Below are 23,591 nucleotides of genomic sequence, written 5' to 3' on the forward strand. Positions count from 1 at the left end.
AACCATCGTGCACGTATGTGCATATCGCCTGCAAGGACGTCCAGAGGTGTCATGATGGGACTGCGGACAGCACGACGATGGGGGATGCGATGACGGCGCGGGCTGCGGAACGAGGATGGGCGACGCTCGCGGAGCGGCCCTACGCCGACGTGCTCATCATCGGCGGCGGAATCAACGGTCTGGCGACGTTCCGCGACCTCGCGATGCAGGGGGTCGATGTCGCGCTCGTGGAGCGTGACGACTTCGTGAGCGGCGCGTCGGCCGCGTCGTCGCACATGATCCACGGCGGCATCCGCTACCTCGAGAACGGTGAGTTCCGGCTGGTGCACGAGGCCGTGACCGAGCGCAACGCGCTGCTGCGAACCGCCCCGCACTTCGTGAGGCCGCTGCAGACCACCATCCCGATCTTCTCGACGTTCTCCGGCGTGCTCTCGGCGCCGCTGCGATTCCTGCGCCACGGCGGCGGAACGCACCACGAGCGCGGCGCGGCGCTCATCAAGATCGGGCTCGTCATCTACGACTCGTTCTCGCGCGGCGGCGGCGTGTTCGGCAAGAGCACGGTGCCGCGGCACACCTTCCACGGGCGCAAGCGCTCGCTCGCCCAGCTGCCGCAGCTGAACCCCGACGTGAAGTACACCGCGACCTACTGGGACGCGTCCCTCCACGACCCCGAGCGCCTTGCCATCGACGTGCTGCGCGACGGTCGCGCAGCGGGCGGCGATCGCGCCCGTGCGGCGAACTACACCGCAGCTGTCGGGGTCGACGACGGGCGGGTCGTGCTGCGCGACGCGCTGACCGGCGGAGAGGTGCGGTTCTCAGCATCCGTCGTCGTCAATGCCAGTGGTCCGTGGACCGACCTCACCAACCTCGCCCTCGGCGATCCGACCCGGTACATGGGCGGCACCAAGGGCTCGCATGTCGTGCTCGACCACCCCGAACTGCTCGCGGCGACCGGCGGACGGGAGCTGTTCTTCGAGAACGAGGACGGCCGCATCGTCCTCATCTACCCGCTGAAGGGACGCGTGCTCGTCGGCACCACCGACCTCGAGCACGACATGGCCGACTCGATCGTGTGCACCGAGGCGGAGGTCGACTACTTCATCGAGCTCATCGGCCAGGTGCTGCCGACGATTCCGGTTGTGCGCTCCCAGATCGTCTACCGGTTCGCGGGCGTCCGGCCGCTCCCCGGCCACGACGACGTCTCGCCGGGGTTCGTCTCGCGCGACTACCGGGTCGAGTCCGCACCGCTGATCGGTGGGGATGCCACGGTCCTGAGCCTCATCGGCGGCAAATGGACCACCTTCCGTGCGTCGGCCGAGCACCTCGCCGACCGCGCCCTCGAGCTGCTGGCGCGGCCGCGCCGCAGCTCGACCCGGGGAGTGCCGATCGGCGGCGGCCGCGGCTTCCCGATGACCGAGCGCGCGCGGCAGCAGTGGATCTCGGCCCATGCCGCCGCCGTGCCGGCCGCCCGTGTCGCGATGCTGCTCGACCGCTACGGCACGGTCGCCGCTGCGGTCGTCGACGCGATCGCGGCGGATGCCGACGACGTGCTGCTCGAGCACCTGCCCGGGTACAGCTCGGGTGAGCTGCGGCACCTCGCGGCGACGGAGGACGTCGCGCACCTCGACGACCTCCTGCTGCGGCGCACCAGCATCGCATTCCTCGGCGAGGCGACGGCGGAGGCGGTCGCCGAGGCGGCCGACGCAGTCGCCTCCGTGCTCGACTGGGATGGCGCACGCACCGCGCTCGAGGCGGAGCGCGCGCTGGACCGGATCCACGCTGCGGACCCGTCCTGGATCCCCGCCGCCGCGCGATAGCCTGACCGCACGCGCGCTCGGCGCGCGGCCGACCCGCGCGGGCGATGTCGCCCGCCGAGCAAGGAGACTTTCGTTGCCCGACCACGTGCTGTCCATCGATCAGGGCACGACCTCCACGCGTGCCATCGTGTTCGACGCCGCCGGTGCCGTGGTCGCGGTGTCTCAGCGGGAGCACGAGCAGATCTTTCCCCGTGCCGGACGCGTGGAGCACGACCCTGTGGAGATCTGGACCAACACCGAGTGGGTCATCGCCTCATGTCTCTCGCGCGCCGGGCTCGCAGCATCCGACGTCGCCGCGATCGGTGTGACGAACCAGCGCGAGACCGCGATCGTCTGGGAGAAGCGCACCGGGCGCCCCGTGCACAACGCGCTCGTGTGGCAGGACACCCGCACCCAGCCGCGCATCGATGAACTGGCGGGCGAGGGCGGGGCGGACCGGTTCGCCGAGTCGACCGGGCTGCCACTGGCGACGTACTTCTCGGCATCGAAGGTCGCGTGGATCCTCGACAACGTCGACGGCGCGCGCGCGGCCGCCGAAGCGGGGGAGCTGCTGTTCGGCACGCCCGACACCTGGGTGGTGTGGAACCTCACGGGCGGTGCACGCGGCGGTATCCACGTCACCGACGTCACCAACGCGTCGCGCACGCTCCTGATGGACCTGCGCACCCTCGACTGGTCTGACGACCTCCTCGCCGTGTGGGGCATCCCGCGCGCGATGATGCCCGAGATCCGCTCGTCGTCCGAGGTCGTCGGGCACTCCTCGCTGCCGTCGGTGCTCGACGGGGTGCCGATCGCCGGGATCCTCGGCGACCAGCAGGCGGCGACCTTCGGCCAGGCCGCGTTCGACGCCGGCGAGTCGAAGAACACCTACGGCACCGGGAACTTCCTCCTCGTGAACACCGGGACCGAGATCGTGCGTTCGGGCAGCGGTCTCATCACGACCGTCGGCTACCGGATCGGGGATGAGCCCGCGCGCTACGCCCTCGAGGGGTCGATCGCGGTGACCGGATCGCTCGTGCAGTGGCTGCGCGACAACCTCGGGATCATCGAGCGCTCGGAAGACGTCGAGACCCTGGCGGCGAGCGTCGACGACAACGGCGGCGCCTACTTCGTGCCGGCGTTCTCGGGGCTGTTCGCGCCGTATTGGCGCCCCGACGCGCGCGGCGCGCTCGTCGGCCTCACCCGCTACGTCAACAAGGCGCACATCGCGCGCGCGGCGCTCGAGTCGACGGCGTTCCAGACTCGCGACGTCATCGACGCGGTCGTCGCCGACACCGGCCGCACGCTCGACGAGCTGCGTGTCGACGGCGGCATGACCCGCGACGATCTGCTCATGCAGTTCCAAGCCGACATCCTCGGCATCCCGGTCGTGCGGCCGAAGGTCGTCGAGACGACGGCGCTCGGTGCCGCGTACGCCGCGGGTCTCGCGACCGGAGTGTGGAACGACCTCGACGAGCTGCGCGCGCACTGGCGGGAGGATGTCCGCTTCGAACCGCGGATGCCCGAGGACGAGCGCGAACGCCGCTACCGGCAGTGGCGCAAGGCGGTGTCGAAGTCGCTCGACTGGGTCGACGACGATGCTCGCGTGCTCATGGGCACGACGGGCGACTGACCTTACTTGAGGAGACGCGACAGGCGTCGGTCGGCGAGGATCTTGCCGCCGGTCTGGCAGGTGGGGCAGTACTCGAGCGAGTTGTCGGCGAAGAAGACGCTGCGCACCTCGTCGCCGCAGACCGGGCATTTCTCGCCGCGACGCCCGTGGACCTGCATGCCCCGGCGTTTCGCGTCCTTCAGCTCGGCCGGTGGCTTTCCGGATGCCTCGGCGACAGCATCCGTCAATGTCACCGTCATCGCCTCGAAGAGTCGGGTGATGTCGTCGTCGGAGAGCGACGACGCGAGGGCGTACGGCGACATCTTCGCCGCATGCAGGATCTCGTCGGAGTACGCGTTGCCGACCCCCGCGATGATCATCTGGTCGCGTAGCACGCCCTTGATCTGCGTGCGACGACCGGCGAGGAGGTCGGCGAAGGTGTCGCGTGTGAAGGCGGCGTCGAGAGGGTCGGGGCCGAGCCGGGCGACTCCGGGCACGTCCGCGGGGTCGCGTACCACGTAGTAGGCGAGCGACTTCTTCGTGCCGGCCTCGGTGAGATCGAACCCGGCGCCGTCGAAGAGCGCGACGCGCAGCGCGATGGGCGTCTTGCCGGGGCGGATGATCGTCTTCGGCAGCTCGTCGTACCAGCGGAGCCATCCGGCCTTGGCGAGGTGGAACACGAGGTGAGGGCCGGTGGTGGCAAGGTCGATGAACTTGCCGTGGCGCGAGGCACCGGTGATCGCTTGCCCCTGAAGCGCGTCGATCGGCGGGTCGTACGTCTTCAGTGCGGCGATGTTCGCGACCGTCGCCCGCGTGATCTGCACGCCGGTGAGCCGCTCGCCGAGGAAGTCGACGAGTCCCTGCACCTCGGGCATCTCGGGCATGCGCTCATCCTGCCATGCCGCGGCGACACGCGGGCCGGGCCGTCAGCCCCCGAGCACAGGCCAGGGCTGCGGCATCCGGTCGTCCGTCTTCAGGAGCGCGCCGATCCAGCCGTCGTCGCGGCGGCCCTGGAAGTTGACGAGCGCCTGCCGGAGGGTGCCCTCGAAGCGGAAGCCCAGCGCGCGGGCGACGCGCGCCGACGCCTCATTGCCCACGACCGCCCGCCACTCGATGCGCGTGAGGCCCGCGCCGTCGGGCGAGAAGGCCCAGTCGATCACGGCATTCGCGGCTTCCCGCAGGCGTCCGCCCCCGCGCTGGTCCGGAGCGATCCAGTACCCGATCTCGCCGTTGCCGTGACCGTCGAGACGGTAGAACCCGATGGTGCCGACCAGCGTCGCGCCGTCGCGGATCACCCACGTGCGATGCAGCTCGCCCGCCCACTGCTCGGCCACCGCGACGACGAACTTCTCGGCGTCCTCGCGCGCGTACGGCGACGGCACCCTGGTGTAGCGCTGGATGTCGGGGTCCTGGCACGCGGCGTGGATGGCGTCGACGTCCTCCACGCGCGGCACCGACAGCTCGAGGCGCGCGGTGCGCAGGGTCACGGGCTCCATCAGCCCACCCTATGAGCTCCTGGGTGCGCCGCTCGCCTCCCCACGCGTCTCGTTGCCAACATGTATGCCGCGCGTCTGCGGTACTGATCCGATGGCCGGCGCCCCAGTGTCGGCGGCGGCGCCCAAGTTCCGAATTCAGGATCGGCGGGTGCTCGCCGGACCCCGGATCGGGTGAATCCGCGGCCCGCCGCAGATCTGCGCACGCCCGTCCTGAGTTGGGAACACCGTCCGGGGCGTGTCTCCGCCATCACCGCCCCGCGCTCGACGCGGCCGCGCTCGCCGTTCCAGGGCTCGGCCGAGATCCCCCTCAGTTCCCTACTCAGGACGGCCGACGGGATACCGGACCGCTGGTGCCGAGATTCCGGGGCGCCGGTCGTCCGGCGCGTTTGCGCATCCTGAATTCGGAACAGCGCCGAGGGGAGGGGGAAGAAGAGGGGAGGAGGAAGAAGAGGGGAGGAGGAACAAGAGGGGAGGAGGAACAAGAGGGGAGGAGGAGGAAGAGGGGCGAGCGGGGGCTCCTCCACAGGCGGCGGCGGCCAGCAGTCCTCCACAGAACCGGGCGAGTGTCCGACCGTGCCGTCCGCCCTGCGCGAGCCTCGGTCGAATGTGGGAGAGGCACAGAACACGCGCGGAGATGTTCCAAGAAGGCATGACCCGGCGGGAGATCACGGCGCTCGTGCGCACCGGGAAGCTCATACGCGCCCGGCGAGACCGCTACCTGCCCGCCGATGCCCCGGACGCCGTTGTGCGGGCCGTGCGGGTCGGAGGCCGCCTGACCTGCCTGTCACTGCTGGAGATGCTCGAGGTCTTCGTGCTGGAGAATTCCCGGCTGCACGTGCATCTCACGCCGAGGGCCAGCCGCATGCGCTCGCCGCACAACCGCAAGAAGCGTCTCGACCTGTCGAAGCCGCATGGCACACGGCTCCACTGGGAGGTGCTGCCTGAGGATCCGGGCAGTGCGACCTGCGTCGACATCGTTGTCGCCCTCGCGCAGGCCATGATCTGCCAGAGTCCCCGCGCCGCAGTCGCTTCGATCGACAGCGCGCTCAACAAGAAGTTGCTCACCGAAGCGCAGGTCTCCGAGGTCTTCGCGCTGATTCCCGCGCGGTACTCGGTCCTTCGCCCGCTCATCGACGGCCGCGCGCAGTCGGGACCCGAGACCTTCGTCCGCCTCATCCTGCGGGCTCTCGGCTGCACCTTCGACCTGCAGGTCGAGTTCGACGACGTCGGGTTCGTCGACCTTGTGGTCGACGGCTGGCTCGTCATCGAGTGCGACAGCAAGCAGCACCACAGTGACTGGGCACAGCAGCTCAAGGATTACCGCCGCGACCTCGCGCTCGCGCGCCAGGGCTACTCAGTACTGCGGCTGACAGCACAGGACATCATGCACCGGCCAGACGAGGTCATGCAGGCGATCTCGGGGCTGACGGCCCGCAACGGTCGCTGAGCGTGCCGCCGCGCCTGCGTCCCCGGTTCAGAGCGTTCCGAATTCAGGAGATGCGCGCAGGATGGTTGGTCCTCGGCCCGAGAACACAGGCGGCACCGCAGAGCGACGGGATGCCGATCCTGAATTGGGAACCGGGACGGACGGATGCTGCAGCCCGGGGCCGCGGCACCCGTCCGCGGTCAGCGGGAGCGGCGGAGGAGGCCGACCTTGTCGTAGACGTCGGCGAGGGTGCGGTTCGCGACTTCCTCGGCCTTGCCTGCGTTCACCGCGAGCACGCGGTCGAGCTCGGCGGTGTCGGAGAGCAGCTCGAGCGCGCGCTCGCGCACCGGGCCGAACTCGTTCACCACGACCTCGGCGAGGCCCTTCTTGAAGTCGCCGTAGCCGCGGCCCGCGTACTCGTCCTCGATGGACGGGATCTGGCGACCGGTCAGGGCCGCGTAGATCACCAGCAGGTTCGAGACACCGGGCTTGGCCTCGCGGTCGTAGCGCACCGAACCCTCGGAGTCGGTGACCGCGCGCATGATCTTCTTCGCTGACACCGCCGGGTCGTCGAGCAGCCACAGCACGCCGGCATCGGTCTCGGCCGACTTCGACATCTTCGCGGTGGGGTTCTGCAGGTCGTAGATGCGGGCCGTCTCCTGCTGGATGACCGGCATCGGCACCTTGAACGTCTCGCCGAAGCGGCTGTTGAACCGCTCGGCAAGGTCGCGGGTCAGCTCGACGTGCTGCTTCTGGTCGTCGCCGACGGGCACGATGTCGGTCTGGTACAGCAGGATGTCGGCGGCCATCAGCACCGGGTACGTGAACAGTCCGACCGAGGTCGCGTCCGAGCCGTAGCGCGAGGACTTGTCTTTGAACTGCGTCATGCGCCCGGCCTCGCCGAAGCCCGTGATCGTCGACAGGATCCACGCCAGCTCGGGGTGCGCGGGCACGTGCGACTGCACGTACAGCGTCGACTTCGAGGGCTCGATGCCGGCGGCGATGTACTGGGCGGCGGTGCGGCGCGTCTTCTCGCGGAGGTGCTCGGGGTCCTGCGCGACGGTGATCGCGTGCAGGTCGACGACCGAGAAGAACGCGTCGTACGACTCCTGCAGGTCGCGCCACTGCATGAGAGCCCCGATGTAGTTGCCGATCTGAAGCGAGTCGGCGGAGGGCTGCATGCCGGAGTACAGGCGCGATCTACTCATCCGACAAGTCTATAAAGCGGATGCTGCGCCTCAGCGCCCGATCGAATAGTCGGCGACGACGGGGGAGTGGTCGCTCCAGCGCGTGTCCCACGAGGGTGCGCGCACCACACGGTAGTCGGCGACCCGGTCGCCGAGCTCGGGCGTCGCGAGGTGGTAGTCGATGCGCCACCCGGTGTCGTTGTCGAACGCGCGCCCGCGCATGGACCACCACGTGTAGGGGCCGTCGACGTCGCCGTGGAAGCGGCGGCCGATGTCGACCCAGCCGAGGCCCGGGCCGGTCGAGCCGTCGGCGCCGGTGACCTCCGCGCCCTCTTCGCCGAAGAACCGGTCGAAGTACGCCCGCTCGCGCGGGAGGAAGCCGGCCTTCTTGACGTTGCCCTTCCAGTTGCGGATGTCGAACTCGCGATGGCCGACGTTGAGGTCGCCCATGACGAGCGCGAGAGGGGACGCGGCCTTGAGCTGCGGCATCCGTGTCTCCATCGCGTCGAGGAAGGCCCACTTGGCGTCCTGCTTGGGCGTATCGGCCTCGCCGGTGTGGACGTAGGCGCTCACGACGATCAGGCGTTCGCCGTCGATGTCGAAGTCGGCCTCGATCCAGCGGCCGGCGCTGTCGAGCACCTCAGCAGCGTCTTCGGCCGCGGGCCCGAGCACGCGGCGCACCTCCACCGAGGGGATGCGGCTCGCCACGGCGACGCCGGCGCGCCCCTTGGCGAGGGCCTCGTCGTTCACGATCTCCCAGCCGGGGAGAGCGGCACGCAGTTCGTCCTCGGTCGCACGGACCTCCTGCAAGGCCATCACGTCGATATCGGCGGCGTCGAGCCACTCGAGCATGCCCTTGCGCGTCGCCGCGCGGATTCCGTTGACGTTGACAGAGGCGATGCGAACACGGCGAGACACGACGGAAAGACTATCCGGGGCCACCGACATCGGCAGACGTGTCAGAGGTGGTCTGCGCCTGTGCGCGACGTGTCCTTCGACGTCCGCGAACGTTTCGCCTTACCCGCAGACTTCGGCAGGGCGGACGTCGGCGCCGAGGCCGCCGGCGCGGCCGGCTTCGACGCCGTCGCGGCCGCGGAGGGGCTGTGCCCTGCCGCCGCGGGAGTCGCCGCCTCGACCTGACTGAGCTCCTCCTCGGCGTCGCGCACCGCGCGGTCGGCGACCCACACCCGGTACCAGGGTGCCTGGTCGCGGGCGTCCTGCGCGGTGCGCAGCCGCACCCTCGCGGCAACGAGCAGCGCCGCGTGCTCGGCGGCGACGCGCTCGGCGTCGGTCTGCGGCAGCAGCACGACGTCGCGGTCCTTCGCCGCGACGGCGATCCACGCCGCGGCGACGAGCATGACGATTCCGAGCAGCCGGAACCACAGCAGCATCCCGATGAAGATCGCGAAGGTCGCCAGCAGAGGGTTCGAGGGCGTGTAGCTCAGGAGCAGGCCGGCACCGAGCTGCAGCACCGAGATCCCGAGGCCGCCGAGCATGGCGCCCGGCCAGATGCGCCGCCATGGCAGCTTCGTTCCGGTGAGGAAGCGGAAGAGCCCGACGAGCGCGGTCGACGTCACGACGAACCCGATCACCAGCGAGCCGATGCTCACGCTGATCTCGGTGAACGCGCTGGTCTCGGTCCAGCCGAGCAACGAGAAGATCCAGTTCATCGCCAGGGCGCCGACAGTGCTCAGCGCGGCGCCGACGATCAGCGCGGCGCCGAAGATGAGGGCGGCGACGAAGTCCCGCGCTTTCAGCAGGAAGTAGCTGCGGCGATCCGGCGGGATGGCGAACAGCTCACGCACCGCCCGCCGCGAGTAGGTGACCCAGTCGATGGCGGTCCAGATGAGGGTGCCGAGCGCGATCACACCCGTCCACCCGAGGACCCCCGAGTTCGACGAGGCGATCTCCTGCACCTGCTCGGGGGTGGCGAGACCGCCCGAGTCGGCGATCAGGCCGGGGATGTAGACGTTGATCAGCTCGATGAGCGCCTCGACCGCCTGCGGGCTGCCGCCCAGCCAGATCCCCACGATCGCGAACACGAGGTAGATCGCGGCGAAGCACGCGAACAGCGCGACGTAGCTGACGCCCGCCGCGAGGAGGAACCCGTTCTCGATGAGGAAGTGCCGCCAGACCCGCACCGGGAACCACGCCATCGTCGCCTGCGTCAGCCGCGTCGCGCGGGTGATCGGTGCGTCGAACCGTTGGCGCAGGCTGTGCTCCGTCGCCTCCCAGCGCTCGCGCAGCGACTCCTCTTCGCGCTGCGCGGCGTCCGCTGCCGCACGGGCATCGGGCGGGGGAGTGTGCGTCACGGTCTTCAGATTAGCGACAGACGGATGCCGCATCCCTCAGGGATGCGGCATCCGTCTGCGTGAAAGAGAACCGGGGTTACACGCGTCCGCGGAGGACCGCCTGCTTGACCTCGGCGATGGCCTTGGTGACCTCGATGCCGCGCGGGCAGGCCTCGGTGCAGTTGAAGGTCGTGCGGCAGCGCCACACGCCCTCCTTGTCGTTGAGGATGTCGAGACGCACGTCGCCCGCGTCGTCGCGCGAGTCGAAGATGAAGCGGTGCGCGTTGACGATCGCGGCCGGGCCGAAGTACTGGCCGTCGGTCCAGAAGACCGGGCACGACGACGTGCAGGCGGCGCAGAGGATGCACTTGGTGGTGTCGTCGAAGACCTCGCGGTCGACGATCGACTGGATGCGCTCCTTGCCCTTCTCGGGCGTCGAGTTCGCGATGAGGAACGGCTGCACCTCGCGGTACGACGCGAAGAAGGGCTCCATGTCGACGACGAGGTCCTTCTCGAGGGGAAGGCCCTTGATCGCCTCGACGTAGATCGGCTGCGAGATGTCGAGGTCCTTGATGAGCGTCTTGCACGCGAGCCGGTTGCGGCCGTTGATGCGCATCGCGTCGGACCCGCAGATGCCGTGGGCGCACGAGCGGCGGAACGTCAGCGAGCCGTCGACTTCCCACTTGATCTTGTGCAGGGCGTCGAGCACGCGGTCCGTCGAGTAGAGCTCGACGTCGTAGTCGACCCAGCGCGGCTCCTCGTCGACCTCGGGGTCGAAGCGCCGGATGATGAAGGTGACGAGGAACGACTGGATGCCGGTGTCGCTCTGGGACTCCTCCGCGCGGACGGGCGCGTCGGCGTCGGTGCGCTCGATGACGTCGGTGACCGAGGTCGCCATCAGTACTTCCTCTCCATCGGCGGGTAGTTCAATTCGCCCTTTTCGTTCTTCGTGAAGACGACCGGCTTCCAGCCGAGGCGGATGTGGTCCTCGGCGTTCGACGAGTGCGGGTCGCCCGACAGGTACGCCATGGTGTGCTGCATGTAGTTCTCGTCGTCGCGCTTCGGGAAGTCGTCGCGCATGTGACCGCCGCGGCTCTCCTGGCGGTTCTTCGCGGTGACGACGACGACCTCGGCGATGTCGAGGAGGAAGCCGAGCTCGACGGCCTCGAGCAGGTCGGTGTTGAACCGCTTGCCCTTGTCGTCGACGTGCACGTTCTTGTAGCGCTCGCGCAGCTCCTCGATCGTGAGGAGCACCTCGCCGAGCGACTCGTCGGTGCGGAACACCTGCGCCTTGCGGTCCATCTCGTCCTGCAGCGTCTTGCGGAGGACGGCGATGCGCTCGGTGCCCGGGTTGTTGCGCAGGCCCTCGATGAGGGTGCGCACCTCGGCGGCGGGGTCTTCGGGGAGCGGCACGAAGTCGGCGGTCTGCACGTACTCGACGGCGTTGCGGCCGGCGCGCTTGCCGAAGACGTTGATGTCGAGCAGCGAGTTGGTGCCGAGGCGGTTCGAGCCGTGCACCGACACGCACGCGCACTCGCCGGCGGCGTACAGTCCGGGGACGACCGTCGTGTTGTCCGAGAGGACCTGCGCGTCGTTGTTCGTGGGGATGCCGCCCATCGCGTAGTGCGCGGTCGGCATGACGGGCACCGGCTCGACGACCGGGTCGACGCCCAGGTACGTGCGGGCGAACTCGGTGATGTCGGGGAGTTTCGTCTCGAGCACTTCGGCACCGAGGTGGGTGCAGTCCAGCAGCACGTAGTCGCGGTGCGGGCCGGCGCCGCGGCCCTCCGCGACCTCCTGCACCATGCAGCGGCTGACGATGTCGCGGGGCGCGAGGTCTTTGATGGTCGGCGCGTAGCGCTCCATGAATCGCTCGCCCGAGACGTTGCGCAGGATCGCGCCTTCACCGCGGGCGCCTTCGGTGAGGAGGATGCCGAGCCCGGCGAGGCCGGTGGGGTGGAACTGGAAGAACTCCATGTCCTCCAGCGGCAGGCCCTTGCGCCAGATGATGCCGACGCCGTCACCGGTGAGGGTGTGAGCGTTGGAGGTCGTCTTGAAGATCTTGCCGAAGCCGCCCGTCGCGAAGATGACGGCCTTGGACTGGAAGACGTGCAGGTCGCCGGTGGCGAGCTCGTACGCGACGACGCCCGCGATCTGCTTGTCGGTGCCCTCGCCGACGGTGATCAGGTCGAGCACGTAGAACTCGTTGAAGAAGTTGATGCCGAGCTTGACGCAGTTCTGGAACAGCGTCTGCAGGATCATGTGGCCGGTGCGGTCGGCGGCGTAGCACGCGCGACGCACCGGGGTCTTGCCGTGGTCGGCCGTGTGGCCGCCGAAGCGGCGCTGGTCGATCTTGCCCTCGGGCGTGCGGTTGAACGGCAGGCCCATGTTCTCGAGGTCGATGACCGCGTCGATCGCCTCTTTGGCGAGGATCTCGGCCGCGTCCTGGTCGACGAGGTAGTCGCCGCCCTTGACGGTGTCGAAGGTGTGCCACTCCCACGAGTCCTCTTCGACGTTGGCGAGGGCCGCCGCCATGCCGCCCTGCGCCGCGCCGGTGTGCGAGCGGGTGGGGTACAGCTTCGTGATGACGGCCGTCTTCGCCCCGGGGCCCGCCTCGATGGCGGCGCGCATGCCGGCGCCGCCGGCGCCCACGATGACGATGTCGAACTGGTGGTAGTGGACGCCGTCCTTGACGTAGCTGTCGGTGGTCTCAGTGCTCACGCTGTGTGCTTTCGGTGGTCGATGCTCGGGGAACGCCCGAACGCTTAGCCGCAGATGCTGATGATGGTGTCGGACGCGGTCTCGGCGTCGAACCCGATGCACGGGTCGAACGTGAAGACGACGAGCGTGCCGAGCACGATGAGGAACGCGGCGGCGAGGCCGAGCGCCCAGACCAGCACGCGCCGCGTGCCCGCGTGGGTCACGTAGTCGTTGACGATCGTGCGCATGCCGTTCGCCCCGTGGATGAGCGCCAGCCACAGCATGAGCACGTCCCACCACTGCCAGAACGGCGTGGCGTACTTACCGGCGACGAACGCGAAGTCGATGCCGTGGATGCCCTCGCCGACCATCAGGTTCACGAAGAGGTGGCCGAAGATGAGGACCACGAGCAGCACGCCCGAGGCGCGCATGTAGACCCAGCCCCACTTCTCGAGGTTGGCGCCCCGGCGGCGGACGGCGGCGCGCGGTGCGCGCGGATCGGCGATGGCGGTCATCAGTGGCCCCCTCCCGGAGCGAAGGCGAGCATGAGGTGACGCGGGACGAAGCCCAGCATCGTCACGGCCCAGAGGCCCAGCACGCCCCACCACAGCTGGCGCTGGTGGCGGGTGGCCCACGACCACATGTCGACCAGGATGATGCGCAGGCCGTTGTACGCGTGGTACGCGATGGCGCCGACCAGGGCGACCTCGCCCAGGGCCATCACCGGGTTCTTGTACGTGCCGATCACTGCGTCGTACGCCTCGGGCGACACCCGGATGAGGGCCGTGTCGAGGATGTGGACGAGCAGGAAGAAGAAGATGGCGACGCCGGTGATGCGGTGGAGCACCCACGACCACATGCCTTCGTTCCCGCGATAGAGCGTGCCTCGGGGGACTCGGGAGGTGGTCTCGGATACCGACGGTGTGACGCGTGCTGGTGCAGACACGTGCGTCCTCCTTGGATCGAAACACGATGGGGCTGGCCTCGGACGGCGAGACGGCCCCCGAAGAGGGCCCGGAACCGGGGCTTCGGGCCATCGGCGTCACGCGGGCGCTGCAAACATCCTATTCCCGCATTTCGCGGGCGGGCGACGAAGGGGACCCTTACGACCCCTCCATCCGGAGGGATCTTCGCGGGGCGAAAGAACCTGGATTCTTGGCGGTGGGCCGCCGGATGTAGTCCTGTCACGCGGTCGCCGCACGATGTCCATCCCCGCGAAACGTCGCCCGATAGCCTGGTGCCATGCCTGGACCCATCGACGACTTCTACGCCGTGATCCCCGCCGGCGGCATCGGCAGCCGGCTGTGGCCGCTGTCGCGCGCCGACGCGCCGAAGTTCCTCCACGATCTGACCGGGTCGGGCCACACCCTGCTGCGCGACACCTGGAACCGGCTCGAGCCGCTTGCCGGACCCGACCGCATCGCCGTCGTGACGGGCCGCGCGCACCGGGCCGCCGTGGAGAAGGAGCTCCCCGGCATCGACGACAAGAACGTCTTCCTCGAGTCCGAGCCCCGCGATTCGACCGCCGCGATCGGGCTCGCCGCGGCGATCCTCTCGCGCCGCGAGCCCGACGTGATCATCGGCTCGTTCGCCGCCGACCACGTCATCCGCGTGCCGCAGCTGTTCGAGTGGGCCGTGAACCAGGCCGTCGCGACCGCGCGCGAGGGCTACATCTGCACGATCGGCATCCAGCCGTCCGAGCCGTCCGTCGGGTTCGGCTACATCAAGAAGAGCGACGCGCTGAAGGTCGAGGGGGCGCCCGAGGCGGCGCTGGTCGAGAGCTTCGTCGAGAAGCCCGACCTCGAGACCGCGAAGGAGTACTTCGCCGACCGCAACTACCTGTGGAACGCGGGCATGTTCATCTCGCGCGCCGACGTGCTGCTCGGCGAGATCGCGGAGAACGAGCCTCACCTCTATGCGGGCCTCATGGATCTCGCCGAGGCCTGGGACGATCGCGAAGAGCGCGGACCCGTCGTCGACCGCGTGTGGCCGACGCTCAAGAAGATCGCGATCGACTACACCGTGGCCGAGCCCGCCGCCGCGAAGGGGCGCCTCGCCGTCATCCCCGGGCACTTCGACTGGGACGACGTGGGCGACTTCGCCAGCCTGGCCAAGCTCAACTCCCACGGCCGCAAGAACGACCTCGCCATCCTCGGCGAGAACGCCCGCATCCTCTCCGACGCGGCCAGCGGCATCGTCGTCAGCCAGACCCGGCGCGTCATCAGCCTCATCGGCGTGCGCGACATCGTCGTCGTCGACACCGAGGACGCCCTGCTGGTCACCACGAGCGAGCACGCGCAGCGCGTGAAGGGCGTCGTCGACGCCCTCAAGCTCAGCGGGCGCGGCGAAGTTCTGTGAAAACGGATGCCGCTGCCCGCGGCATCCGTTTTCCCTGATGGTCTGCTCATCTGAGCGGGATATTGCGTCTTTGTAACCTTTCGCGAACGACGCCTCACGATGCATGCAACCGCGCCGTCACAGTGGGTAACTTTGTGCAGTCCCCGTGAAGGACGCGGGGGAACGTAGTGGAGGCTGAGTTGACCATCTCACGCACCAAGAAGCTCGTCGGCGTCACCGTCGCCGCGGGCATGCTGATCGCCCTCGCCGGCTGCGGCTCCGCCCCTGAGGAGACGGAATCCACGGGAGACGCCGCAGACGTCGTCGAGGGCTTCACCCCCTGCCTCGTGTCGGACGACGGCGGGTTCAACGACAAGTCGTTCAACCAGTCCGCCCTCGAAGGCATGGAGCGCGCCGCCGAGGAGCTCGGCGTCGAGCCGATCGAGGTCGAGTCGAGCTCGGCCAACGACTACGCCCCGAACCTCGAGAACCTGATCGCAGAGGGCTGCACCTTCATCGTCTCGGTCGGCTTCAAGCTCTCCGCCGACACCATCGCCTCCGCGACTGCGAACCCCGATGTGAACTACGCCATCATCGACGACCGGGCTGACAACAGCGGCAAGACCGGCGACGACGGCAAGGAGACCGGTGACGGGACGACCGACGCGCCGAACATCAAGCCCCTCCTGTTCGACACGGTCCAGGCCGCGTACCTCGGCGGCTACGCCGCCGCCGCGTGGTCGGAGCAGGCCGGTGTCAACAAGGTCGGCACCTTCGGCGGCATCCCGATCCCGCCCGTGACGATCTTCATGGACGGCTTCATCGACGGCGTCGAGAAGTACAACGAAGACAAGGGTGCCGCGGTCGAGACCTTCGGCTGGGACGTCGACGCGCAGGACGGCTCGATGACCGGTGGCTTCGCCGCGAACGACACCGCCAAGCAGACCGCGCAGGGCATCCTCGACCAGGGCGTCGACGTGATCCTCCCGGTCGGCGGCCCGATCTACCAGAGCGCGCGCGACGCGATCACCGACGCGGGCAGCGGCACCGTCATGCTCGGTGTCGACTCCGACCTCGCTGCCGCCGACCCCTCGGTCGCCGACATGGTGCTGGTCTCGATCATGAAGCGCATCGACGAGGCCGTCTACCAGGCGACCATGGAGGCGGCGACCGGTGACTTCGACGTCACCACCTACATCGGAACGCTCGAGAACGAGGGCGTCGGCCTGTCGGGCTTCGGCTCGTTCGAGTCGCAGCTGCCGGAGGGCCTGCTCGACGAGCTCGCCGCGCTGCAGGAGCAGATCATCTCGGGCGACCTCGAGGTGACCTCGCCCAGCTCGCCGTAAGGCAGCAGGAATCAGCGGAACGCGGCCGGGTGGACGACTCCACCCGGCCGCGTTCTTCCCCGTCGCCATCAGATGGATGGCGCGGCGGCCGACAGCATATATAGGGTGCACATATGAAGCTCGAGCTCCGTGGGATCACGAAGCGTTTCGGGTCCCTCGTCGCGAACGACCACATCGATCTCGTGGTCCAGCCGGGTGAGATCCATGCCCTTCTCGGCGAGAACGGCGCCGGCAAATCCACACTCATGAACGTGCTCTACGGCCTGTACCAGGCCGACGAGGGCGAGATCCTCCTGGACGACGCGGTCCAGCACTTCCGGGGTCCCGGCGACGCGATGAACGCGGGCATCGGCATGGTGCATCAGCACTTCATGCTGATTCCGGTTTTCACGGTCGCCGAGAACGTCATGCTCGGTCACGAAGACACCAAGGCGCTCGGGGCGCTCGACCTCGCCAAGGCCCGCCAGCACGTGCGCGCCGTCGCAGACCGCTTCGGTTTCGAGGTCGATCCCGACGCGATCGTCGGCGACCTGCCGGTGGGGGTGCAGCAGCGCGTCGAAATCATCAAGGCGCTGTCGCGCGACGCGAAGGTGCTCGTGTTCGACGAGCCCACTGCGGTGCTCACGCCGCAGGAGACCGACGAGCTGATGACGATCATGAAGCAGCTGCGGGACGAGGGCACGTCGATCGTGTTCATCACCCACAAGCTGCGCGAGGTCCGCGCCGTCGCCGACCGCATCACCGTCATCCGGCTCGGAAAGGTCGTCGGCGAGGCGTCGCCGACCGCGTCCAACGCGGAGCTGGCCTCGCTGATGGTCGGCCGCGCGGTCGAGCTGACCGTCCACAAGGACCCGCCGAAGCGCGGCGAGGGCGGCCTCGAGGTGCGCGACCTCCGTGTCGTCACCGCGAACGGCACCGTCGTCGTGGACGACGTGAGCTTCGATGTCCGCCCCGGCGAGATCCTCGCCGTCGCAGGAGTGCAGGGCAACGGCCAGACCGAGCTCATCGAGGCCATGGTGGGCCTCGCCGAGCGAGTGACCGGTTCGATCGAGCTCGGCGGCGTCGAGCTCGTCGGCAAGAGCGTGCGCAGCATCCTCGACGAAGGGGTCGGCTTCGTGCCCGAGGACCGCACCGAGGACGGCCTCGTCGGCACCTTCACGGTCGCCGAGAACCTCATCCTCGACCGGTCCGGCGACAAGGCTTTCGTGTCGGGCGGTACGATCCGGCGCGGCGTGCTGGACGACTTCGCCAAGGCGCGCATCTCCGAGTACGACATCCGCACCCAGGGAGCCGACGTGCCCGCCGGCACGCTCTCGGGCGGAAACCAGCAGAAGGTCGTGATCGCCCGCGAGATGAGCCGCGAGCTGAAGCTGCTCGTCGCGGCGCAGCCGACCCGAGGCGTCGACGTCGGTTCGATCGAGTTCATCCACAAGCGCATCGTCGAGACCAGGGATGCCGGCATCCCGGTCGTCGTCGTCTCGACCGAGCTCGACGAGGTCGCCGCCCTCGCCGACCGCATCGCCGTGATGTACCGCGGCGCGATCGTCGGCATCGTCCCCGGCGACACCCCCCGTGACGTTCTCGGCCTCATGATGGCCGGCGAGAAGCCAGAGGAGGCCGTCGCGTGAACGATCAGAACCCCGCCGCGGGCGGAGACCCGCTCAAGGGGCTGCCGGCCGAACAGCTCCCGCCCGTGTCGGGTCCGCTCACCGGCTCTCCCGACCTTCCCGCACCCACGCCCGCGGCACCCGGTGCGGTGGACGGCGAGGTGCCGCCGCCGCCGCGCCAGAACGTCTTCATCAAGGAGCTGCTGCGCAGCAACTGGGTGACGACCGTCCTCGCGATCGTCGTCGCGATGGTCGTCGGCGGCATCCTCATGGCTCTTACCGACGAGGACGTCCAGGCGGCGTCCGGATACTTCTTCGCGCGACCCGGCGACACCCTCGGCGCGATCTGGAACGCCGTGTACGGCGGCTACGAGGCGCTCTTCCGGGGTGCGATCTACAACCCCCGCGCGAACGACTTCGCGACGCAGATCCGCCCGCTCACCAACACGCTCGGCTTCGCCGCCCCGCTCATCGCCGCGGGTCTCGGCGTCGCGCTGGCGTTCCGGGTGGGACTGTTCAACATCGGCGGCCGCGGCCAGATTCTCATCGCGTGTGCGACGGCGGCCCTGTTCACGTTCAACCTGAACCTGCCGATGTTCCTGCAGCTGCCCCTGACCCTCGCGGCCGGCATCGCCGGCGGTGCGATCTGGGGTGGCATCGTCGGTGTGCTGAAGGCGCGTACCGGCGCCCACGAGGTCATCCTCACGATCATGCTCAACTACGTCGCGTTCTACCTCGTGACGTGGATGGTGCGCACGCCCGGCATCCTGCAGCGCCCCGCCGGCGACCAGCCGATCTCGGCGGCGACGCCGGCGAACGCGCAGTTCCCCGATCTGCTCGGGCCCCGCTTCCCGCTGCTGGATTGGGGCTTCATCATCGTGATCGCCGCGACGGTGTTCGTGTGGTGGCTGGTCGAGCGCTCCAGCCTCGGCTTCCGCCTGCGCGCCGTCGGCGAGAACCCGCACGCCGCGCGGGCGTCGGGCATCTCGGTGCAGCGCATGTACATCTACGCGATGCTCTTCGCCGGCGGTCTCGCGGGCCTCGCGGGCATGAACCAGATCCAGGGCTCGGTGACCACCGGGTTCGACGGGCTCATCGACGCCGGCATCGGCTTCGATGCCATCACCGTCGCCCTGCTCGGCCGCAGCCGGGCGTGGGGAGTGTTCGCAGCCGGCATCCTGTTCGGCGCCCTCAAGGCCGGCTCGTTCACGATGCAGGCGTCCCAGGGCATCCCGGTCGACATCGTCCTCGTCGTGCAGTCGCTCATCGTGCTGTTCATCGCGGCGCCGCCGCTCATCCGCACGATCTTCTTCCTGCCGAAGACCGATGCCGAGAAGGCCGCCAAGGCGAGAGCCAAGGCCGCGAAGAAGGCGGTGTCCGCATGACCGCTCTGGCTCCTGCGCCCGACGGCACGATCCAGCTCGCCACCGTGAAGGTGCGGCATCTCAAGCTGCCGATCACCCTCGCCATCGCGACGGCGCTGGTCGCGCTGCTCTTCCTGTTCGTCCCGCGCAACGGCATCAGCACGTTCCGTCTCAGCGACCCGTCGTCGTCGATCGCGCTGCCGAACCTGAGCGTCCCGACGGCCATCACCTGCTGGATCCTCGTGGGCGTCCTGGTGCTGCTCACGCTGTGGGCGTTCTGGGACTCCGCGAACTACCGTTCCACGGGGATCTGGCTTCCGATCGTCTTCGGCTTGCTCGCGGTGTTCGCGTTCCTCGTCTGGGCCGCAGCAGGCGGCCTCGTGCCCGTCACCGGGCTGCTGTTCGGCGCGCTGTCGCTGTCCGTGCCGCTCATCTTCGGCGCCCTGGGCGGCGTGATCGGCGAGCGGGTCGGCGTCGTCAACGTCGCGATCGAGGGTCAGTTCCTCTTCGGCGCGTTCAGCGCGGCGCTCCTCGCGAGCATCACGCACAACCCGTTCGTCGGCCTCGTCGGCGCGATGGTGGGCGGCGTGCTGGTCGCATTCGTGCTCGCGGCGTTCTCGATCAAGTACCTGGTCGACCAGGTGATCGTCGGTGTCGTGCTCAACGTGCTCGTCACCGGCCTGACGGGCTTCCTCTACGGAGCGCTGCTCGTGCCGAACGAGGCCGAACTGAACCGCCCCGTGCGCTTCACCCGCATCGAGATCCCGCTCCTCAGCGAGATCCCCATCATCGGTCCGGTGCTGTTCAACCAGACGTTCATCGTCTACCTCATGTATGCCACGATCGCGCTGGTCGCGTGGGGCCTCTACCGCACCCGCTGGGGGCTGCGTCTGCGCGCCGTCGGCGAGCACCCGCAGGCGGCCGACACGGTGGGCATCAAGGTCAACACCAGCCGGTTCTGGAATGTCTCGCTCGCGGGCGCGATCGCCGGCATCGGCGGTGCATACTTCACCCTCGTCTCGGTGGGACAGTTCACGAAGGAGATGACCGCGGGCCTCGGCTTCATCGCCCTCGCCGCGGTGATCTTCGGCCGCTGGGATCCGATCCGGGCGACCCTCGCGGCGCTGCTGTTCGGCTTCGCGACGAACCTGCAGAATCTCCTGACCGTGCTCCGGACGCCGATCCCCAGCGAGTTCATGCTGATGCTGCCGTACGTCGTGACGATCATCGCCGTCGCCGGCTTCGCGGGTCAGATACGCGGCCCCGCGGCAGCGGGCAAACCGTACATCAAGGGATGACGCCGGTGCCTGCAGTGCCGATGAAGGCCGACGGATGCCGGGAAGCGGCATCCGTCGACCCTCCTGATACCCGAACCCCCGCGAACGGAGCGCGCTCATGACCGATATCGACTGGGATGAGCTGCGCGGCGCGGCGACGGACGCGATGGAGCGCGCGTACGCCCCGTACTCGCGCTACAGGGTCGGCGCCGCCGCCCTCGTGACCGATGGGCGCATCGTGACCGGGTGCAACGTGGAGAACGCGTCGTACGGCATCAGCCTCTGCGCCGAGTGCGGGCTCGTGAGCGAACTCGCGAACTCGGGCGGCGGGAGCCTCGTGGCGTTCGTGTGCGTCAACGGCCACGGCGACACGATCATGCCGTGCGGCCGCTGCCGGCAGCTGCTGTACGAGTTCGCGATCCCGGGCATGCTGCTCGAGACGGTGTCGGGCATCCGCACCATCGACGAGGTGCTGCCCGACGCGTTCGGCCCGCGCGACCTCGAGGAGGCCGCACGATGACCGTCGAGGCCTTCGACGCGGTCGACGTCATCCGGACGAAGCGCGACGGCGGCGCGGTCGCCGAGCCGGCTCTGCGTTGGATGGTCGACGCGTACACGCGCGGCTACGTCGCCGACTCGCAGATGGCGGCCTTCGCGATGGCCGTGCTGCTGAACGGCATGACCCGCGACGAGATCCGCGTCATGACCGACGCGATGATCGCGTCGGGGGAGCGGATGAGCTTCTCGGGGCTGGGCAAGCCGACCGTCGACAAGCATTCGACCGGCGGCGTCGGCGACAAGATCACGCTTCCCCTCGCCCCCCTCGTGGCGAGCTTCGGTGTCGCGGTGCCGCAGTTGTCGGGCCGCGGGCTCGGCCACACCGGCGGCACGCTCGACAAGCTCGAGGCGATCCCGGGCTGGCGCGCTGCACTGTCGAACGACGAGATGTTCGCGCAGCTGCAGGGCGTGGGCGCGGTCATCTGCGCCGCGGGCTCCGGCCTCGCACCGGCCGACAAGAAGCTCTACGCGCTGCGCGACGTCACCGGCACGGTCGAGGCGATCCCGCTCATCGCGTCGAGCATCATGTCGAAGAAGATCGCCGAGGGCACCGACGCACTCGTGCTCGACGTGAAGTTCGGCTCGGGCGCGTTCATGCGCGACGTCGACCGTGCGCGCGAGCTCGCCCGCACGATGGTCGCGCTCGGCACCGACTCGGGCGTGAAGACGACGGCCCTGCTCACCGACATGAACACGCCGCTCGGCCTCGCCATCGGCAACGCCAACGAGGTGCGGGAGTCGGTCGAGGTGCTCGCCGGCGGCGGCCCCGCAGATGTCGTCGAGCTGACGGTCGCGCTCGCCCGCGAGATGCTCGCGCTCGCGGGTCAGCCCGATGCCGACGTCGAGGCGGCGCTGAACGACGGCCGCGCGATGGCCGCCTGGCGCGCGATGATCACGGCGCAGGACGGGGATCCGGATGCTGCGCTCCCGGCCCCGAACGAGACTCACACGGTGACCGCGACCGAGGGCGGCTACGTCACCGGCATGGAGGCGCTCCCGTTCGGCGTCGCCGCGTGGCGCCTGGGCGCCGGACGCGCGCGAGCGCAGGACCCCGTACTGCATGCCGCGGGCATCGATCTTCACGTGAAGCCCGGCGACCAGGTGTCGGCCGGTCAGCCGCTGTTCACCCTGCTGGGCGAGGATGCCTCCCGGTTCGACCGTGCCCTCGAAGCGCTCGAGGGCGCGTGGGAGATCGGCGCGGACGCACCGGAGCGCACTCCGCTCGTCCTGGAACGCATCACGGCCTAGGCTGGGGCAGTCCCGCGCCGGACCCCACGCGGCGCCCGGGCCGCAGCATCCGTCCACACCCCCACCTTGCGATCGCAATCGAGGAGAACCCCATGCCCATCGACCAGCACGGCGACGCCATCCTCGACGGAGTCTCGCTGCGGAGCCTGCCCAAGGTCTCGCTGCACGACCACCTCGACGGCGGAGTGCGTCCCGCGACGATCATCGAGCTGGCCGACGCGATCGGGCTCGAGGTTCCCGAGTCCGACCCGGACGACCTCGCGGACTGGTTCGCCGAGAAGAGCGACTCGGGCTCGCTCGTCGAGTACCTGAAGACGTTCGACCTCACCACCGCCGTCATGCAGACCCGCGAGGGCCTGACGCGCGTCGCGCGAGAGTTCGTCGAGGACCTCGCGGCCGACGGCGTGATCTACGGCGAGGTGCGCTGGGCGCCCGAGCAGCACCTCGGCCGCGGGCTGTCGCTCGACGAGGTCGTCGCCGCAGTGCAGGAGGGCATCGAGGAGGGCGAGGACGCGGCCGAGAGCCGGGGACACGACATCCGCGTCGGTCAGCTCATCACGGCCATGCGCCACGCCGACCGATCGCTCGAGATCGCACGTCTCGCCGTCGACTGGCGCAATCGAGGCGCCGTGGGCTTCGACATCGCGGGCGCCGAGGACGGCTTCCCGGCCTCGAACCACCGCGAGGCCTTCGACTACCTCGCCTCGGAGTTCTTCCCGGTCACGGTGCACGCGGGCGAGGCGGCGGGCCTCGACTCGATCCGCTCGGCCCTCATCGACGGCCGCGCGCTGCGCCTCGGCCACGGCGTGCGCCTCGCCGAGGACCTCGAGGTCGTCTCGCGTGCCGGCGAAGAGGTGCTCGTGCAGTTCGGCGACCTGGCGCGCTGGGTGCGCGACCGCGAGATCCCGCTCGAGCTGTCGCCCTCGTCGAACCTGCAGACCGGCGCCATCGAGCGCTGGGGCACGACCCTCGAGGACCACCCCTTCGACCTGCTCTACCAGCTCGGCTTCGCGGTGACCGTGAACGTCGACAACCGCACGATGAGCCGCACCTCGCTCACGCGCGAGCTGGCCCTCCTCGCCGAGACCTTCGAGTACGGCCTCGACGACCTCGAGGCCTTCCAGCTCAACGCCGCCGCGGGCGCCTTCCTCCCCGTGGAGGAGCGCGAGGAGCTCATCGACCTCATCGCCGACGGCTTCGACGCGTAGTCGACTCACCGGTTCAGGTGAACGGATGCCTCGGCTCGAGGCATCCGCTCTCCCTCGTCTTCTTGAGATCAGGAGATCTGTCGGAGGCAGGAGATCTTCGCGCGGATCATCCTGTGCCCGTCAGATCTCCTGATCTGG

Annotated in this window: 20 protein-coding genes; 11 read left to right on the forward strand and 9 right to left on the reverse strand. The window is 69.3% G+C overall.

Going from position 1 to position 23,591, the window contains the following annotated elements; all coding sequences use genetic code 11:
- Positions 1-77 precede the first annotated feature (77 nt).
- Together ACVN90_RS04860 and glpK are read left to right on the forward strand one after the other, a co-directional pair.
- Positions 78-1,817, forward strand: a complete 1,740-nt coding sequence (locus ACVN90_RS04860; protein WP_475101035.1) for a glycerol-3-phosphate dehydrogenase/oxidase — start codon at positions 78-80, stop codon at positions 1,815-1,817.
- A gap of 73 nt (positions 1,818-1,890) precedes the next feature.
- Positions 1,891-3,429, forward strand: coding sequence for a glycerol kinase GlpK (gene glpK / locus ACVN90_RS04865; protein WP_475101036.1), 1,539 nt, complete (start codon positions 1,891-1,893; stop codon positions 3,427-3,429).
- A 2-nt stretch (positions 3,430-3,431) separates the two neighbouring features.
- Here the strand turns inward: glpK and ACVN90_RS04870 are convergent, their stop codons facing one another.
- Positions 3,432-4,292 carry an Fpg/Nei family DNA glycosylase gene (locus ACVN90_RS04870; protein WP_475101037.1) on the reverse strand — a complete coding sequence of 287 codons (861 nt, stop codon included), beginning with the start codon at positions 4,290-4,292 and terminating at the stop codon, positions 3,432-3,434.
- 42 nt (positions 4,293-4,334) lie between these two features.
- On the reverse strand, positions 4,335-4,904 hold the full coding sequence (locus ACVN90_RS04875; RefSeq protein WP_475101038.1) for a GNAT family N-acetyltransferase: 570 nt from the start codon (positions 4,902-4,904) through the stop codon (positions 4,335-4,337).
- Between the two features lie 649 nt (positions 4,905-5,553).
- Here ACVN90_RS04875 and ACVN90_RS04880 point away from each other — a divergent pair.
- Positions 5,554-6,351 (forward strand): endonuclease domain-containing protein, encoded by a 798-nt coding sequence (locus tag ACVN90_RS04880; RefSeq protein WP_475101039.1) that lies wholly within the window; start codon positions 5,554-5,556, stop codon positions 6,349-6,351.
- A 179-nt stretch (positions 6,352-6,530) separates the two neighbouring features.
- Here the strand turns inward: ACVN90_RS04880 and trpS are convergent, their stop codons facing one another.
- The 7 genes from trpS to sdhC form a co-directional block, all read right to left on the reverse strand.
- Positions 6,531-7,538 carry a tryptophan--tRNA ligase gene (gene trpS, locus ACVN90_RS04885; protein ID WP_475101040.1) on the reverse strand — a complete coding sequence of 336 codons (1,008 nt, stop codon included), beginning with the start codon at positions 7,536-7,538 and terminating at the stop codon, positions 6,531-6,533.
- Positions 7,539-7,568: 30 nt separating this feature from the next.
- Positions 7,569-8,435 carry an exodeoxyribonuclease III gene (locus ACVN90_RS04890; RefSeq protein WP_475101041.1) on the reverse strand — a complete coding sequence of 289 codons (867 nt, stop codon included), beginning with the start codon at positions 8,433-8,435 and terminating at the stop codon, positions 7,569-7,571.
- A 41-nt stretch (positions 8,436-8,476) separates the two neighbouring features.
- Complete coding sequence (locus tag ACVN90_RS04895; RefSeq protein WP_475101042.1) at positions 8,477-9,829, reverse strand: YihY/virulence factor BrkB family protein; 1,353 nt, start codon at positions 9,827-9,829, stop codon at positions 8,477-8,479.
- 76 nt (positions 9,830-9,905) lie between these two features.
- Positions 9,906-10,706 (reverse strand): succinate dehydrogenase iron-sulfur subunit, encoded by an 801-nt coding sequence (locus tag ACVN90_RS04900; protein ID WP_475101043.1) that lies wholly within the window; start codon positions 10,704-10,706, stop codon positions 9,906-9,908.
- Positions 10,706-12,529 carry a succinate dehydrogenase flavoprotein subunit gene (sdhA, locus tag ACVN90_RS04905; protein WP_475101044.1) on the reverse strand — a complete coding sequence of 608 codons (1,824 nt, stop codon included), beginning with the start codon at positions 12,527-12,529 and terminating at the stop codon, positions 10,706-10,708. The genes ACVN90_RS04900 and sdhA overlap by 1 nt, the downstream gene beginning before the upstream one ends.
- A 44-nt stretch (positions 12,530-12,573) precedes the next feature.
- Positions 12,574-13,023: a succinate dehydrogenase hydrophobic membrane anchor subunit gene (locus ACVN90_RS04910; protein ID WP_056370644.1), complete on the reverse strand. Its 450-nt coding sequence runs from the start codon at positions 13,021-13,023 to the stop codon at positions 12,574-12,576.
- On the reverse strand, positions 13,023-13,454 hold the full coding sequence (sdhC, locus tag ACVN90_RS04915) for a succinate dehydrogenase, cytochrome b556 subunit (RefSeq protein ID WP_082497100.1): 432 nt from the start codon (positions 13,452-13,454) through the stop codon (positions 13,023-13,025). The genes ACVN90_RS04910 and sdhC overlap by 1 nt, the downstream gene beginning before the upstream one ends.
- A 296-nt stretch (positions 13,455-13,750) precedes the next feature.
- Between sdhC and ACVN90_RS04920 the strand changes: the two genes are divergently transcribed.
- The 8 genes from ACVN90_RS04920 to ACVN90_RS04955 all read left to right on the forward strand — a co-directional run bounded on the left by ACVN90_RS04920 (position 13,751) and on the right by ACVN90_RS04955 (position 23,453).
- Positions 13,751-14,866 carry a mannose-1-phosphate guanylyltransferase gene (locus ACVN90_RS04920; protein ID WP_475101045.1) on the forward strand — a complete coding sequence of 372 codons (1,116 nt, stop codon included), beginning with the start codon at positions 13,751-13,753 and terminating at the stop codon, positions 14,864-14,866.
- Positions 14,867-15,045: 179 nt separating this feature from the next.
- Positions 15,046-16,191, forward strand: a complete 1,146-nt coding sequence (locus ACVN90_RS04925; RefSeq protein ID WP_475101046.1) for a BMP family lipoprotein — start codon at positions 15,046-15,048, stop codon at positions 16,189-16,191.
- 113 nt (positions 16,192-16,304) lie between these two features.
- Positions 16,305-17,819, forward strand: coding sequence for an ABC transporter ATP-binding protein (locus ACVN90_RS04930; protein WP_475101047.1), 1,515 nt, complete (start codon positions 16,305-16,307; stop codon positions 17,817-17,819).
- Positions 17,816-19,183 (forward strand): ABC transporter permease, encoded by a 1,368-nt coding sequence (locus ACVN90_RS04935; protein WP_475101048.1) that lies wholly within the window; start codon positions 17,816-17,818, stop codon positions 19,181-19,183. The genes ACVN90_RS04930 and ACVN90_RS04935 overlap by 4 nt, the downstream gene beginning before the upstream one ends.
- On the forward strand, positions 19,180-20,460 hold the full coding sequence (locus ACVN90_RS04940) for an ABC transporter permease (protein WP_475101049.1): 1,281 nt from the start codon (positions 19,180-19,182) through the stop codon (positions 20,458-20,460). The genes ACVN90_RS04935 and ACVN90_RS04940 overlap by 4 nt, the downstream gene beginning before the upstream one ends.
- A 97-nt stretch (positions 20,461-20,557) precedes the next feature.
- Positions 20,558-20,959 (forward strand): cytidine deaminase, encoded by a 402-nt coding sequence (locus ACVN90_RS04945; RefSeq protein ID WP_475101050.1) that lies wholly within the window; start codon positions 20,558-20,560, stop codon positions 20,957-20,959.
- Positions 20,956-22,245, forward strand: a complete 1,290-nt coding sequence (locus tag ACVN90_RS04950) for a thymidine phosphorylase (RefSeq protein ID WP_475101051.1) — start codon at positions 20,956-20,958, stop codon at positions 22,243-22,245. The genes ACVN90_RS04945 and ACVN90_RS04950 overlap by 4 nt, the downstream gene beginning before the upstream one ends.
- 92 nt (positions 22,246-22,337) lie before the next feature.
- Complete coding sequence (locus ACVN90_RS04955; RefSeq protein ID WP_475101052.1) at positions 22,338-23,453, forward strand: adenosine deaminase; 1,116 nt, start codon at positions 22,338-22,340, stop codon at positions 23,451-23,453.
- Positions 23,454-23,591 lie beyond the last annotated feature (138 nt).

The organism is Microbacterium sp. F01, assembly GCF_056156365.1.